This window comes from Neobacillus niacini, from assembly GCF_019749295.1.
GTDB classification, from domain to species: domain Bacteria; phylum Bacillota; class Bacilli; order Bacillales; family Cytobacillaceae; genus Neobacillus; species Neobacillus niacini_D.
The window spans coordinates 37620-52402 of record NZ_JACWFG010000005.1 but is presented as its reverse complement, the minus strand read 5'-3'; the positions used below and the strand labels follow the sequence as shown (position 1 = coordinate 52402).

General features: G+C 38.2%; 14 protein-coding genes and 2 other annotated features. Of the genes, 3 read left to right on the top strand and 11 right to left on the bottom strand.

All coding sequences use genetic code 11. From position 1 onward, the window contains the following. Window position 1 precedes the first annotated feature (1 nt). The 3 genes from trpD to trpE are packed head-to-tail and all read right to left on the bottom strand — an operon-like array spanning window position 2 to window position 2989. Window positions 2-1027 carry an anthranilate phosphoribosyltransferase gene (trpD, locus tag H0184_RS09050; protein ID WP_221823604.1) on the bottom strand — a complete coding sequence of 342 codons (1026 nt, stop codon included), beginning with the start codon at window positions 1025-1027 and terminating at the stop codon, window positions 2-4. Further along, window positions 999-1610 (bottom strand): anthranilate synthase component II, encoded by a 612-nt coding sequence (locus H0184_RS09045; RefSeq protein WP_221823602.1) that lies wholly within the window; start codon window positions 1608-1610, stop codon window positions 999-1001. The genes trpD and H0184_RS09045 overlap by 29 nt, the downstream gene beginning before the upstream one ends. Then, a complete protein-coding gene (gene trpE / locus H0184_RS09040) occupies window positions 1607-2989 on the bottom strand; it encodes an anthranilate synthase component I (RefSeq protein ID WP_221823601.1) in 1383 nt (460 codons plus the stop codon). Before trpE ends, H0184_RS09045 begins: the two co-directional genes overlap by 4 nt. A 69-nt stretch (window positions 2990-3058) precedes the next feature. Then, window positions 3059-3306, bottom strand: a binding site (T-box leader). A gap of 32 nt (window positions 3307-3338) precedes the next feature. Further along, window positions 3339-3589: a binding site (T-box leader), on the bottom strand. Between the two features lie 176 nt (window positions 3590-3765). Between trpE and H0184_RS09035 the strand changes: the two genes are divergently transcribed. Further along, window positions 3766-5049 (top strand): MFS transporter, encoded by a 1284-nt coding sequence (locus tag H0184_RS09035; RefSeq protein ID WP_221823599.1) that lies wholly within the window; start codon window positions 3766-3768, stop codon window positions 5047-5049. A gap of 36 nt (window positions 5050-5085) precedes the next feature. Here the strand turns inward: H0184_RS09035 and H0184_RS27625 are convergent, their stop codons facing one another. The 4 genes from H0184_RS27625 to H0184_RS09020 all read right to left on the bottom strand — a co-directional run bounded on the left by H0184_RS27625 (window position 5086) and on the right by H0184_RS09020 (window position 9210). Next, on the bottom strand, window positions 5086-5214 hold the full coding sequence (locus tag H0184_RS27625; protein WP_260631508.1) for a hypothetical protein: 129 nt from the start codon (window positions 5212-5214) through the stop codon (window positions 5086-5088). 76 nt (window positions 5215-5290) lie between these two features. Beyond that, entirely contained in the window at window positions 5291-6193 is a 903-nt protein-coding gene (locus H0184_RS09030) for a 4Fe-4S binding protein (RefSeq protein WP_221823597.1), read from the bottom strand. 30 nt (window positions 6194-6223) lie between these two features. Further along, window positions 6224-6805, bottom strand: a complete 582-nt coding sequence (locus H0184_RS09025) for a DMSO/selenate family reductase complex B subunit (protein WP_221823596.1) — start codon at window positions 6803-6805, stop codon at window positions 6224-6226. A 5-nt stretch (window positions 6806-6810) separates the two neighbouring features. Continuing rightward, on the bottom strand, window positions 6811-9210 hold the full coding sequence (locus H0184_RS09020; protein WP_260631507.1) for a DMSO/selenate family reductase complex A subunit: 2400 nt from the start codon (window positions 9208-9210) through the stop codon (window positions 6811-6813). 262 nt (window positions 9211-9472) lie between these two features. On the opposite strand from H0184_RS09020, the gene H0184_RS09015 reads away from it, so the two are divergent. Beyond that, window positions 9473-9784, top strand: coding sequence for a DUF6509 family protein (locus tag H0184_RS09015; RefSeq protein WP_221823594.1), 312 nt, complete (start codon window positions 9473-9475; stop codon window positions 9782-9784). A gap of 207 nt (window positions 9785-9991) precedes the next feature. On the opposite strand, the gene H0184_RS09010 is transcribed toward H0184_RS09015, so the two are convergent. The 4 genes from H0184_RS09010 to ku all read right to left on the bottom strand — a co-directional run bounded on the left by H0184_RS09010 (window position 9992) and on the right by ku (window position 12798). Beyond that, window positions 9992-10195, bottom strand: coding sequence for a cold-shock protein (locus H0184_RS09010; RefSeq protein ID WP_179292646.1), 204 nt, complete (start codon window positions 10193-10195; stop codon window positions 9992-9994). A gap of 129 nt (window positions 10196-10324) precedes the next feature. Beyond that, window positions 10325-10525: a cold-shock protein gene (locus H0184_RS09005; protein WP_132094519.1), complete on the bottom strand. Its 201-nt coding sequence runs from the start codon at window positions 10523-10525 to the stop codon at window positions 10325-10327. Window positions 10526-10765: 240 nt separating this feature from the next. Continuing rightward, window positions 10766-11728, bottom strand: coding sequence for a nucleoside hydrolase (locus tag H0184_RS09000; RefSeq protein ID WP_221823593.1), 963 nt, complete (start codon window positions 11726-11728; stop codon window positions 10766-10768). 134 nt (window positions 11729-11862) lie between these two features. Further along, window positions 11863-12798: a non-homologous end joining protein Ku gene (gene ku, locus H0184_RS08995; RefSeq protein ID WP_221823590.1), complete on the bottom strand. Its 936-nt coding sequence runs from the start codon at window positions 12796-12798 to the stop codon at window positions 11863-11865. Between the two features lie 129 nt (window positions 12799-12927). On the opposite strand from ku, the gene H0184_RS08990 reads away from it, so the two are divergent. Next, window positions 12928-14760 (top strand): DNA ligase D, encoded by a 1833-nt coding sequence (locus tag H0184_RS08990; RefSeq protein WP_221823588.1) that lies wholly within the window; start codon window positions 12928-12930, stop codon window positions 14758-14760. Window positions 14761-14783: the final 23 nt, after the last annotated feature.

Below are 14783 nucleotides of genomic sequence, written 5' to 3'. Positions count from 1 at the left end.
TTTATATCGCCTCTCTTTGAGCTTTTGAAGTCATTTCAATTAAACGATGTAATTTTTCATAGGCCGCACCTGAGTCAATCACTTCTCTGGCTATATTAATTCCTTCTGCAATGGTTTCTGCTTTTCCACTTGTATAGATTCCCATTCCTGCATTTAATAGGACTGTATCTCGGCAAGCACCCTTTTCTCCCGAAAGGACGTTCTTAAGAATGATTGCATTTTCTTTCGAATCTCCACCTTTAATGGCACTGTTATCATACTGTGGCAGTCCCACTTCTTCCGGTACAAAGCTTTGGCTGGATATAACACCATCCTCAAGAAGAGTTAGATGGTTCTCCCCCTGTAGTGACGCTTCGTCCATAAATCCTGCGCCGTTGATGACAACCGCCCGCTTACGTCCAAGATTTTGCAGAACCTCTGCGAAAACAGGCAGTAAGTCCCTTCGATAGACACCGAGTAACTGATAATCCAAATCGATTGGATTAGTTAGTGGACCGATAAAATTAAAGATAGTTGGTATTTTCAGCTGTCTTCGAACCATCATGACTTTTTTTAGTTTTGGATGCACGTGCGGTGCAAAAAGGAATGCAATACCAAGCTCATCAAGAATTTCTTCCGTTACTTCTACAGGTAAATTTAGATTAATCCCTAAATACTCCAGTACATCAGCACTTCCAGTTTTGCTTGAAATACTGCGGTTTCCATGTTTTGCAACAGGGATGCCAGCACCTGCGATCACAAATGCGGAAGTTGTACTAATATTAAAACTCGAAGAACCATCCCCGCCAGTACCACAATTATCTAAAACATTGGGAAACTTCTTACGAAATGGAAGGGTGTTTTCTTTAAGACCTTTTACAATACCAGTAATTTCTTCCACCGTTTCTCCTTTAGACTTTAAACCCATTAAAAAGGCAGCAATTTCACTTTCAGAAACTTCTTCCCCCAATAGTAAATCCATTGCTTCCTTCATTTGAGGCTCAGAAAAAGATTCACCATCAGCTAACTGGAGTAAAAAATTTTTCATTTTTCTTCTTCCCTTCTATTTCAGATAAAAAGTTTTGGAGCATTTGTTTTCCTAATGGAGTACCAATCGATTCAGGATGAAACTGCAATCCAAATACTGGATAATAGCGATGTTTAATGGCCATCACTTCTTGATCATCGAGTGACTTTGCGACACATTCCAAATCAGATGATAGAGTTCCCTGATCAACCACCAAAGAATGATAGCGCATCACTTCTAATGGCGAAGTTAAATAAGTAAAAATTCCGTTGCCACTATGTGTGATTTGAGATGTCTTTCCATGTTTAATGAAATTTGCTCTCCTTATTTCACTTCCAAATGCTGCCCCAATTGCTTGATGCCCTAAACAAATTCCAAGTATAGGAAATTCCTGGTATAAATTTCGGATAACATCTATACATATACCTGCATCCTCAGGTTTTCCCGGGCCTGGAGATAGAATGATTGCCTTCGGATTCATTTCCCTTATTTGCTTGATAGTAAGCTGGTTATTTCTAATGACTGTTACGCTCTCTCCTAATTCCCCTAGATATTGATAAAGATTGAAGGTAAAGGAGTCAAAATTATCTATTAATAAAATCATTGTTCACCCTCCAAAAAGGCTTTTAATTTATTTATCGTTTCTTCATACTCAGACTCTGGATTAGAGTCATATACAATTCCTGCGCCTGCTTGAATATACGCAGTTCCCTCTTTCAAAATCATCGTGCGAATCGCTAAGGCAAAATCAATATTTCCATTAGCAGATAAATAACCAATTGCTCCGGAATATAATCCCCTTTTTGATTTTTCTAATTTATTTATAATTTCCATCGCTCTAATTTTCGGTGCCCCGGAAACAGTTCCAGCAGGCAGACAAGCTGCTAATGCATCAAGACTGCTATGGTCCTTGGTTAAAGTACCACTTACTTCTGAGACAAGATGGATGACATGTCGGAATTTTTCAACCTGAATATACTTATCCAATGTTACAGAACCAAATTCACAAACCCTTCCTAAGTCATTTCGCCCAAGGTCGACGAGCATTTTATGCTCTGCCAATTCCTTTTCATCACTTTTCAATTCTTTTTCAATTAAATGGTCTTCCTCAAGAGTTTTCCCTCGTTTTTTTGTACCGGCAATCGGATTTGCAAACACCTGCGTTCCCCTGGTCTTAATAAGACTTTCCGGTGAAGAACCGATTACAGTATAAGCTTCGAAGTCTATATAAAACATATATGGTGTCGGGTTATGGGCACGGTGCTTGCGATAGAGCGATAAGGGCGATCCTTGGAATGTTGACTTCATTCTTCTAGACAGCACCACTTGGAAAATATCGCCTGCTTTTATATGCTCCTTTGCAATCTCTACATTCTCGATAAATTGATCCTTTGATGTTTCTGACTCGAAGCCAGAAAAATGAAATGGAGTATCATCTTCATAAATTCCAGGCTGTTTTAACTCTTTGATCCTCTGCTCTACCCTTTTTTCAAGTAAATCTCTATCTCCATCCTTCGTTAGTGAGAGTCCGCAAATCGTTATTTTTTCTTCCAGATGATCGAAAACAATGACTTCCTCATAAAACATTAAATGGACATCAGGCATTTGTAATCCATTTGAAAACTCATCTCCAATGTTCTCAAATTGGCGGATGATGTCATATCCCACATACCCGACTGCCCCGCCAATAAACGGAAAGGGCACTTCTTCAATCTCTGGGAGTAAGGTATTGATTATATCTAGTGGATTTCCCTTTATTACCTTCTTCTCTCCATTTCGATAGTTAATTTCATTGGTATCCCCTCTGGAAATAAGTTCAAAAGCTGGGTCGGATCCTATTAAGGAAAAGCGCCCAGAGTCATGGTATTTATGTGAACTTTCCAATAAGAACTTTTTATCGCCGCCAATTTTCTGCAAAATGGAGATAGGAGTAAATGTATCTCCTTTTAACTCCTTTAAGAAAAAAACATTTTTTGTTTTCATTAACCAAACATCCCTTCGAAAAATATAAAAAAAATCGTCCTCTATACACATAAAATCCAACTTATGTATATAGAGGACGATTTTTGATCGTGGTGCCACCTCATTTTGAAGCTGCTACTTCAGCTTCCTCTTTCAGATACGGAACTTGAAAGTCCGATATCCTATCCTTTTAACGGTGGAACTCCGTGCGGCCCTACTTTAGTTCAGGCAGCCTCTCACAAGTCCATTCCACATATTCATTCTTATCGGGCTCTCAGCTTCCCCCGACTCTCTGTAAAGATTTAAATAAGTGTACTACTCTTGCTCACAGATTTAATTATTTAAAAAAAAACAAAAAGGGCCCCCATCCAAAAAGGACGGAAGACCCGTGGTGCCACCTTCATTAGCCAAAAATCAGCTCACTTTACCGATATCAAAGCCATTTTGCTTGAATATCTGCCTCTTGTAACGATGAGGATTTCGCCAAAGCCTACTGACCCTATAGGAGGTTCGGTTTGGAGGCTCCGAAGTCCATTCACTCATACGTCTACACTGATTTGCACCGGCCATCAGCTCTCTAAAGAATCCGTAAAAGTTACTACTCTTCATCAATGCCCTTCGTTATTGATTTTTATATTAACTCAATTAAGATTCCATTGTCAACAATAATTTTTAGAAAATTCAATTTTAGTTACTTATTTAATTCCATTTAAAGGATTACTATTTGATAGTTATTTTGAAATGAAGATGTCAATATTAACGTTAGCACATCATTATGAAGGCGGGATAGAAGAATTATGGACCATATTGAAAAATTATGCCCGAGTTCAGAGGCTGTGAGAAATAAATCCTCTTCGGCTGGAAAAAAGAAGAAGTCAGGAGAAGTATCCAAACAAAAGTGGGCTATACTCTCACTTTCATCCATTCCGTTAGTGATGACTCTGGGGAATTCCATGTTGATTCCTGTTCTTCCCTCAATGGAAAAAAAATTATCAATATCCTCATTTCAAACGAGTATGGTCATTACCGTTTATTCGATCGTTGCAATCTTCCTAATCCCGGTTGCTGGCTACCTGTCAGACCATATTGGCAGGAAAAAAGTAATTATTCCAAGTCTTATCATAGCCGGCCTTGGAGGGCTAATTTCCGGGTGGGCTGCTTGGAAAATGGATAATGCCTATTGGCTGATTTTAGTAGGCCGAGCCCTCCAGGGAGTGGGAGCAGCTGGTGCAGCCCCAATCGTTCTTCCTTTGGTGGGAGACATGTTCAAGAATGAAGATGATGTCTCCAGCTGTCTTGGTTTAATTGAAACATCTAATACATTTGGAAAGGTTTTAAGCCCAATTTTAGGTGCTGTATTAGCAGGATTTATCTGGTTTCTACCTTTCTTTTCATTTCCAGTGTTTTGTACAATTTCCGTCATCATGGTCATGCTATTAGTTAAGTGCCCGGAACCATCAAAACCCGTCCCCTTTAAGCAATTTTTCACGAATGTAAAGAAAACATTCACAGAAAAAGGAAAATGGTTATACGCTATCTTTTTTATTGGCGGTATCCTGATGTTGGTGCTTTTTGGAATATTATTTTACCTTTCGGAAATATTCGAAACCAAATATGGAATTAAGGATGTTAAAAAAGGATTATTTTTAGCGTTGCCGCTCGGCGCACTTTGTTTATCTTCCTTTATCGCTGGAAAGGTAATCAAGGAAAATAAAGTCCTAATGAAATGGCTCATCTTTGGAGGTATTATTGCAGCAGCACTTTCCATTTTAGCTCTATGGCTCTCGATTAAGCTTTGGTTTATGCTCAGCATGTTTTTAATAGCTGGTGTTGGTATAGGTCTTGGACTTCCATGTCTCGACGCCTTAATAACTGCAGGAATTGAGAAGGAAGAGCGAGGGACCATTTCCTCCATCTATAGCTCGATGAGATTTATCGGAGTAGCAGCTGGCCCTCCGATTATTGCACTGTTAATGAAAATGGCCACTTACTGGATTTTCATAACACTTAGCGGTCTTAGTATTATTGCTGCATTTGTAGCTTTAATCGCCATAAAACCAGGAGCTAAAAGTCAAAACTAGAAAAAGCGCTGGGGCATCCCAGCGCTTTTCATTATTCTATGTGCGAGGCTTTTCCTTCTTTGCCTTTTTATTTTGAGGTGTCATTTCATTGGCAAATTCCGAGTTCGTTAAACTTTTTGCTGTTTGAAGACCAGATTTCGTCTTGATATTCCGTTTTGTCAACATTCTCACCACCCATGTTAAGATGGCTTTAATTTGTCCAAATGGAACAAAATCTATAATGGTGATATTAGGGTTTGTTCTAATATGGGCTTAACCAATCAGAATCTCGATTAGCACAGACAGGGCATTTCTCATTTTCCACATTAAAAGTGTAAAACGGATGTTCACAAACTATACAAGCCTTCAGATGAACATTTTCTTGACTATCTTTTATACTTTTAACATCTAGTATAATCTCAATTGTATTTTCTGGGCAAACATCGGTACAAGACGTGCAATTCACACATTTTTCATTTTGAATGACTAGTTTATTGTTCTTTATTTGAAATACGTTTTCAGGACAGAGGGCAAAGCAAGCCTGGCAAAGTGTACATTTCTCTTTGTTTAACTGGACCGTGAAAAATTGATAATCCGGATAATATCTTGTTATCTTCCAGTCATCCTGCTTCATCTTCCATGCTGCAGGTGCCATGCTCTTTGCCAGTTGTTTTCCTTCTTTTTGAAATGAGCCAAAAAAAGCTCTCCTTGATAGTACTTCTTCCTTTACTTTTTGAACTACTTCAATTGAATCTTCATCCAACATTTGTAAGTAATCATTCGACTGAGATACCACTGTTTTCCATTCTTTGGATAATGGCTGTTGAGAAACTTGAATGGATGTCATCCCTCTTTTTTTGTAAATGAGCAATTCTTTTATGGAAGGCACATAATTGTAATTAAAAACGAGGCTGCCTCCATCAAAGACACGATTACTTAAAACACCCTCTATAGCAGATAACGGGCATGCAAGCATACATTCACCGCACATTGTACACTTATTTGTATCAAGGATGAGAAGGTGATCCTTTATTTCAAAAGCATTCTGCTTACAGGTCTGTACACAGAAACCGCAAGTGGCCTTCCGGTTCCGCTCTCTAACACATCTAGAGGAAACTTTCATTTCTTCATGGAGGCTCTCCAGCCAATTTACAAGAATGGACATCTTTTTCACCACTCATTTTTGAAGTCTTACTTATCCTAACTTTGCGTCTCGGTGAGGCGTGATGACAATGTTTGGATTCGTAATAGAAGGACTTGGCATTCCTTTAATTTGTCTAATGTTACCGTATTTTTTTCGAAGTTCTTCTATCGGTCCATATTCAATGGCTCCTAATGGACATGTCGCTACACAAACAGGGTCTTCCCCTTTTTCCTGAAGGTCAATACAAAAATTACATTTATTCGATTTAAAAGTCTCTTTGTTATACTGAGGCCCGCCATACGGACAAGCACTTACACATAATTGGGCTCCTGCACAAATTTCCTGATCGATGGTAACAACTCCATCCTCCTCTCGTTTTACAATCGCGCCAGTCGGGCAGCTTTTGAGACATGCAGGTTGTTTGCAATGATTACAGGCAATTGAAAAGTAGTACGACTTTACATTATGAAGGATTCCGCCATTTGGCTGCTGTATATAAGAGCCTTCTTCTTTTGTATAAACCCTTCGAAAGTTTATCCCAACTTCTGTATTATTTTTATCTTTACAAGCCACATTGCAGGCCTTACAACCCTGACAGATACTTTGATTGATATAAAACCCTATTTGACCCAAGATATTCACTCCTTATGCTTTTTCACTTCTACAAGATTCGTTAATTGAGGATTTGATTTAGCTAATGGTGTCGGACGCTGTGACGTTAATACATTTATTGAGCCCCGTTGGTCTGTACCCGCTTTATCAGGCGTATACCAGGCACCTTGAGGAATTCCAGCAACACCAGGTGTAATCCTTGTCGTTACTTTTACATCAATCAACAAGCTGCCACGGTCATTAAATACTTGAACTTTATCCCCATCTTTGATACCACGCTTGTCAGCATCTTTAGGATTTAACCACATTTCTTGCTTTGCTGCTTCCTCAAGCCAAGGCATATTATCATAGGTGGAGTGACATCTACGCTTATAGTGCCAACTGATAAGCTGCAATGGATACTTTTCAATTAATGGGTCTTCCGGGCCTTCCCATGAAGAAATATATTTGGCAATAGCTGGTATCTCCTCTCGCTGATTCATATCCCAGAGAGTCTTAGAGAATAATTCAATTTTTCCAGAAGGTGTTTCAAAAGGATTTTTCTCGAGATCATCAATCTGGGCTTTAAAACCCACGAGTGGTTCATCAAATTTAAAATGGTGGACACCTTTTTCCCGGAACTCTTCAAACGTTGGAAAGTTTGGATCGAGCTCTTCGCGCGTTCTTTTTACACTGTCTTTTACTAAATCAAGAATAGTCTTACCTTCAGTAAATTGGTCTTTAACTCCTAATTTATCTGCAACCTCAGTAAATACATCATACTCATTTCGACATTCATAAAGAGGATCAATCGTTTTATCACCAAAAACGACGTAATCTCCAAAACACCAAGGCACCCCTATATCATATCTTTCAAAAAAGGTTGTTCCTGGTAAAACAATATCAGCATATTTAGCACTAGGTGTCATAAATAAATCACTGACACAGATAAATTCTACTTTGCTTTCGTCTTCTAATAGACTTGTTGTTTTATTAATATCTGAGTGCTGGTTAACGAGCATATTCCCGGCCATATTAAAGATTAGTTTTATATTGGTGGTTAATTTATCTGTTCCTTGAAGACCATCTTCAGCTGTCATCTCGGTACCTTGTTCAACTGCCTTTGTCCATAAGAAGCAAGGGATGGAAGCCTTCACTGGATTTTCAACTTTAAATGGATAAACAATATCAGCTCTGCTCCAGTAACCCGTTCCTGCAGCCCAGCCTCCTAATTTTCCAACATTCCCTGTTAAACAGGCTAATTGAGCTCCTCCACGCATAAATTGCTCTCCATATGCCTGACGTTGGGCCGCCCAGCCCTGAATGAGAGCGGCAGGCTTAATAGTGGCATAGTTTCTTGCAATTTCACGAATTTTATCTGCTGGTACACCACAAATCTTTGCTGCCCACTCAGGTGTCTTCGCTACACCATCTTTTTCACCCATGAGATAGCTTTTAACAGACTCTTGAGGTGCTATACCATCTGGCATATGGTCACCGTCAAAGCCAACACAATACTTATCAAGGAATTCTTGATCATGTAAATTCTCTGTTACGATAACATAGCCCATAGCATCCATCATCGCATTATCAGTTGTTGGCTTAATTGGAATCCACTCGTCTGCAAATGCAATAGCTGTATCCGTATACCTAGGATCAATTAATATGATTTTTGCTCCGTTTTTCTTTGCTTGCATTAAATATTCACGATAAGGGGTTGAGAAAATCATCTCAGATGGATTTTGCCCCCAAAGGATAATGTATTTAGAGTGTAACAAGGAATCAAAGCTGCTCCCTGAATTGTTCGTTCCATACGTATAAGGAGTTGCTACATTCCCTGCACCTGAACTATAGTCATTTCGATAATTTAAGTACCCGCCTGTTAGTGCTAATACCTTTCTAGCAGAGTTCCTGCCGCCGTGGAGTCCCCAGCTCTGTCCAGAGGCGTAATTAACATATCTTGATTCTGGGCCATATGTTTCCCCAATCCGTTTTATCTCGGAGGCAATCGTTTCAATCGCTTCCTCCCAAGAAATTCTTTCGAACTTTCCTTCACCACGTTTGCCGACACGTTTCATTGGATACTTAAGACGGTCTGGATGATACAGTAAATTACGATAATTCCTTCCACGAACACAGGCTCTAAGAGGAGGGATTGAAGGATCTCCGCTTTCCTGGGTGTCAGTAGCCACTCTTACAACCACCCCATCTTTTACATATGCTTTAATGACGCAGCGTCCTCCACAGTTATTGATACTGCACGTAGAAACGACTTTATCCCAATCGCTTGCACTAGCTGTTTTTTCTACCTTTTGATTATCAATCAACAATTTGGTGCCTACACCGCCGGCGATAACTGGGACTCCAATTGCGCCCGACCACTTCAAAAATGTCCTACGCTGCATTTTATTAGCTAATAAATTTTTCACAGGACTGTCTTTAGACATTGAAAAATGCCTCCCTTTTTCATTCATTGTGAAAGTATTCACAATTATGTATGATTGTTAACACCGAGAAATATCTCTCATACTGCTTATAACTCAATTTTACTTTATAGTTATTAAATAAATATTAAATTTCAGAGAGTTCACATTTAATTCATAAAAATCATCCATATTTTGATAACAATTTATTGGTGTATGGTGTCATTTATTTCTAATTACTCTTGAATTATGTATATAATATAAAAGGTAAATTATTTAGCAAAGGATGATTTCATTGAATATTACTGGTCATACAGTTGAAAAACTTGTAGATCCATTCGGCTTATTAAGCGGAGACCGTTATGAATTTTTTATTGAAATAGATGTAGAAGAAGAGGATGAACTCTTTTCTGATATGGGAATTGGAATAAGAGTACTTTTTGTAGTCGATGACAATGGACCTAGAATTTCCAATTATCATCTTTATGAAAGAGGAAGTGATAAGGTTTTAGACTTTGAACTAGAAGAAGATGAAGAATTATTAGTATTTAATTATTGTAAAGAGAACTTGAATTCATTAGAAAAAGCAGGGGATTAATTTCCCCTGCTTTCCTTATGGCTGTGTTAAACTGGGCTGTTAATTTGTGCTCCAGGCGCTTCGCTTTCCGCAGGCGGTTCGGGAAGCCTCCTCGACGCTAAAGCGTCTGCGGGGTCTCCCCTGTCCCGTCCTCCTGCAGGAGTCTCGCGCCTTCCGCAAAAATCAACAGTGTTATAAAATCAACAGTTACCATTAACACAGCAAATATTACATGAAGTTTTTGCTATGGTTATGAATTACTTGTAGTTCTTTTGTTGATTGACTCATTTCGCTTTTGCATATTGGACAGAGGGGAACTTCAGTGCTCTTAAAATTGTCGCGAATCCAGCATTTACATTTTTCTGAATTACATTCCCAAATTTTAGTTTCTTCAAGTTTTACTTCTTCATCATTTCTTCTACCAAACGCCAAAATGATCACCCCTTGTACTTTTTGCAAGACTGTTTCTTAATACTTTATTTAAGCTAAAAGGCAAAAATCATCTTTATAAATAAAAAGGTGATGCCTTATCACTGCACCACCTTTTATTTTTCAAATAAATTAAACAGCTTTTACGTTAGAAGCTTGTGGTCCACGAGCGCCTTCAACGATTTCAAAAGAAACTGATTGACCTTCTTCTAAAGTCTTGAAGCCCTCTGATTGGATAGCAGAGAAGTGTACGAATACATCTTGACCGCCGTCTGCTTCGATAAATCCAAAACCTTTTTCTGCATTAAACCATTTTACTTTACCGTTATTCATGAATAGTACCCCCAAAGATTTGTTCACTTTAAGTTAATAACCATTTAAAAAATCAAAAAGTCGCAATACACAACAGGGCAATAGACATCACCCACATATCGTGCAGTTACGACTACTTTAAACCAATAAATATTTACACGAACTTAAAAGCGTATCTTTATCATACTCTTAATTCCTCTAAAAGTCAATTAATTTTACAGTATAGCATACTAGCAAGCTACAATAAATAATTATACAAAATTATTTTTTTCCAAAATCTCCTTTTAAAAATGAATCCATTAAGTTGATAATGAATTTCTCAATATCTGCTTCCATACCTATATAATCTAAGGTTACTGCCGGTTCTTTGTCTGGCTTTGGACGGAAATCAGCGATACTTTTCCCTTTCGCATCTCCAAATTCCTCCACCCGTACTCTTCTAGGAATATACTTTACAATCTCAGGATTTGTTATCGCCATTAATGGTATCACATCATGCAAAGGGGCACCTTTTATTCCGGGTATATTTTTTTGATAGGCCTTGAAGTAATAATCAAAGGCAGGTTTAAGTAACGGCCTAAAAGGGGTAGGACTATTTTGATTAAGTATATCGATTACTTCCGGGGTAATGATGGCTTTATTCGTAACGTTTAAAGGAAATAAATAAATATTACGTGCTTTTTCCATTACAATACGTGCTGCAATCGGATCGGAATAAAAATTAGCTTCTGCTTCAGCCGTAATATTTCCTGGAACCAAAAACGCACCGCCCATTATATAAAAAGCATTTACATCCTTTAAAGCTCCATCTCCATATAAAATAAACATGAGCGCTAACTCGGTCAATCTGCCAACATTGACAACAATTAAGTTACCCTTATATTCATTTATGATTTCTAAAATTTTGTTAAAGTCATGAACCTTTGTATATTTAAAAGTGTCAGGCGGTTTAATTGGACCAAGCCCTTCCGGCCCATGTATTTCAGGATAATACTGAACAGTTTCACCAGACAATGGACCAGCTGCTCCAGCAATAATAGGTATATCCTCTCTCCCCGCTAAGTTAAGTAAATAAGCAGTATTTTCTAACGATTGCTCTTTAGGTGTATTCCCATATCCACTGACAATTCCGACAATATTTATATCTGGATTTAATAATGCATACATAATGGCAAAAGAATCATCAATTCCAGGATCTGCAAACAAAAGCACATTATAAGCCATTGCCTCTCCCCCGTGCATCTTTATATTTTAAATTCTTCCATAATAATATGCTGGAAATTGGATTGAAAGTACCATGGGGTTTAAGACTACTACTCAACAAAGAACCGACTCGAGTTCATCGAATCGGTTTCTTTTTATGCTTCCTTCTTTACTTTTGGTGCAGCCTTTTTTCTTGGTGCTGCTGGTTTTTTGGCTATCGTTTCCTTCTTCGCAGCTGTTTTCTTCGGAATGCTTTCTATCTTAGTACCTGTTTCCGTTTTTTGTGCAGGTTCTTTCCTTCCACCAGCCTCACTCCTTGGCTTGGTCCTATCAATCGAAGCCTGTAAAGCGGCCATTAAGTCAGTAACATTTGAAGGTGTCTCTTTTGCTGTTGGTGTCACCGTTTCTTGTCCAGTACGTTTTGATTCAATTAATTCGAGTAATGCTGTTCGATATTCATCTGTGTATTTTTCAGGCTCAAATTCAGTTGTTAACTGATCAATTAACATGATTGCCGTATCTAATTCTTTATCAGTAACTTTATCGTCTGCGGGGACATTCGGGACATCTGCAGCACGGCGAACTTCATCAGGAAAATGAATGGTTTCCATAACTAATGTATTGTCATAGACACGAATAACAGCCATTTGCTCTTTTGAACGAATAATGATTTTTGCCAGTCCTACTTTCTGTGATTCCTGAAGTGCTTTTCGCAGTAACGAGTATGCTTTTCCCCCGCCTTCATTTGGGGACATATAGTAACTGCGATCGAAATAGATAGGATCAATTTCATCCATTTTGACAAAATCAATAATTTCTACAGCCTTCTCCTCATTTTCCTTACGAAGCTTCTCAAGGTCCTCATGGTCTAGCACAACAAATTTCCCTTTTGTATATTCATATGCCTTAACGATGTCCTCTGGCTTCACTTCCTGTTCACATACCGTGCATATCTTTTCATATTTAATTGGTGCATGGCATTTATTATGCAAAGTCCGAAGTTTAATGTCTTTATCCTCAGTGGCCGTATGAAGCTTTATTGGAATATTTACCAGCCCAAAACTAATGCTGCCTTTCCACATCGTATGCATCGCGTAATTCTCCAATCTTTTTGTTATTATTTTGGGTTTTCTTTTAAAAGAAATTCCTAAAAACAATTGGTAAAAGGATGAATCAAGGTTGTTTGAAACAAAATAAAGAAAAAGAAAGGAAATTAACAAATGAAACCGATGCTGCCAACGCTAACCTTTGATTTAAGTATTCAACCTGATTGGCTGTACGAGGTTAAATATGATGGGTTTCGCGCCATTTTAAATTGGGATCATAGCGGGATAACCTTGACGAGCAGAAATGATAAGCCATTACTCGCGCAGTTCCCGGAAATAAAGGATTACCTAGGGTCTAAAGAAGAGTTATTTCAGCCCTTTCTTCCACTTCGGTTAGATGGAGAGTTAGTTTTTCTTGAAAGTCCATATAAGGCCAACTTTTCTGCCATTCAAGTTCGCGGCAGAATGAAAGCTGCTAAAAAAATTGCTGAACAAGCAGCAAAATCACCTTGCCGGCTAATGGTTTTTGACATCCTTATATTGGCTGGTAAACCGATGAATTCCAAGCCTTTCGATAAACGCAAGGATGAGCTAATTCAGCTATTCAATGAACTTAGTCTTCCTATTGAAGCAGATCCCTATAGTGGAAACTTGCTGCAGCTTGTAGAAGCCCAAACGGATTTTCATAAATTATGGGAAAATGTGGTGTTACAGGATGGGGAAGGAATCATTGCTAAGCATAAAAATAGTCTTTGGGAGGAAGGTAAGAGGTCTCTACAATGGTTGAAATATAAAAATTGGAAATATGTTTCCTGTTTTATAACTGCTTACGAAAAGGCAAACGGTTATTTTTATGTGGGTGTTTATAAGGAAGGGAAAATACATGGCATTGGGCAGGTTCTGTTTGGCTTTAAACCTGATGAAAAGTCAGCCCTTCAAAGTACCATAAAACAAAATATGGTTAGTGAAGACCAGCAATTTATCTATGTTGAACCAGCTATTTGTTTAGAAGTTAAATATCTTGAACTTTACGAGAACCAAATGCGTGAACCCCATTTTCATTCCTTCCGCTTTGATTTAAAGCCTGATGAATGTACATATGAACAATTTATTTTTAAGCAAAAGAACTTACCCGAGGATTTGGATATTACCCATCCCGATAAGCCGCTCTGGAAAAACCAGGATATCCAAAAGGCTGATTTCATTCTGTACTTAAGGGAAATATCTCCCTATATGCTGCCTTTTTTAGAAAACAGAATCTTAACAGTTATTCGCTACCCACATGGAATGTTCGGTGATCCCTTTTATCAAAAAAATTGTCCAGACTATGCGCCTGATTTTGTTGAGACACATCAGGATGAAGGAATTGACTATATCGTTTGTAACAATTTAAAAACACTTATTTGGCTCGGAAATCAACTGGCGATTGAATTTCATATCCCTTTCCAGACCATTCACAGTAAGGGCGCAAGTGAGATTGTCTTTGATTTGGATCCTCCTTCAAAGGAGGAGTTTCACTTGGCGGTAAAAGCAGCTTTGTTAATCAAAGAGGTCCTAGATCAATTAAATCTAATTGGATTTGTAAAGACATCTGGAAATAAAGGATTACAAATTTATTTGCCTCTGCCAGAGAATGTATTTTCCTTTGAAGATACACGTTTGTTTACAAGTTTCATTGCTGATTATTTGATTTCAAAGGATCCAGATTCGTTTACCATCGAACGAATGAAAAAAAATCGCGGAAACAGACTTTACGTTGACTATGTCCAGCATAGTGAAGGGAAAACCATTGTGGCTCCTTATTCTATGAGAGGAAATGAACATGCCGGGGTTGCTACACCATTGTATTGGGAGGAAGTAACCGATAAACTGAATCCTGTCCACTTCACGATGGAAACTGCCTTGAATCGAATTCGTAAACAAGGAGATCCATTTAAAAATTATTTCCAAACAAAATCTATCCAAGCCTTCGAACCCGTGTTAGAAGTATTAAAGGCAAAAAAATAGTCAAGGTCACATAGATTTTCTAT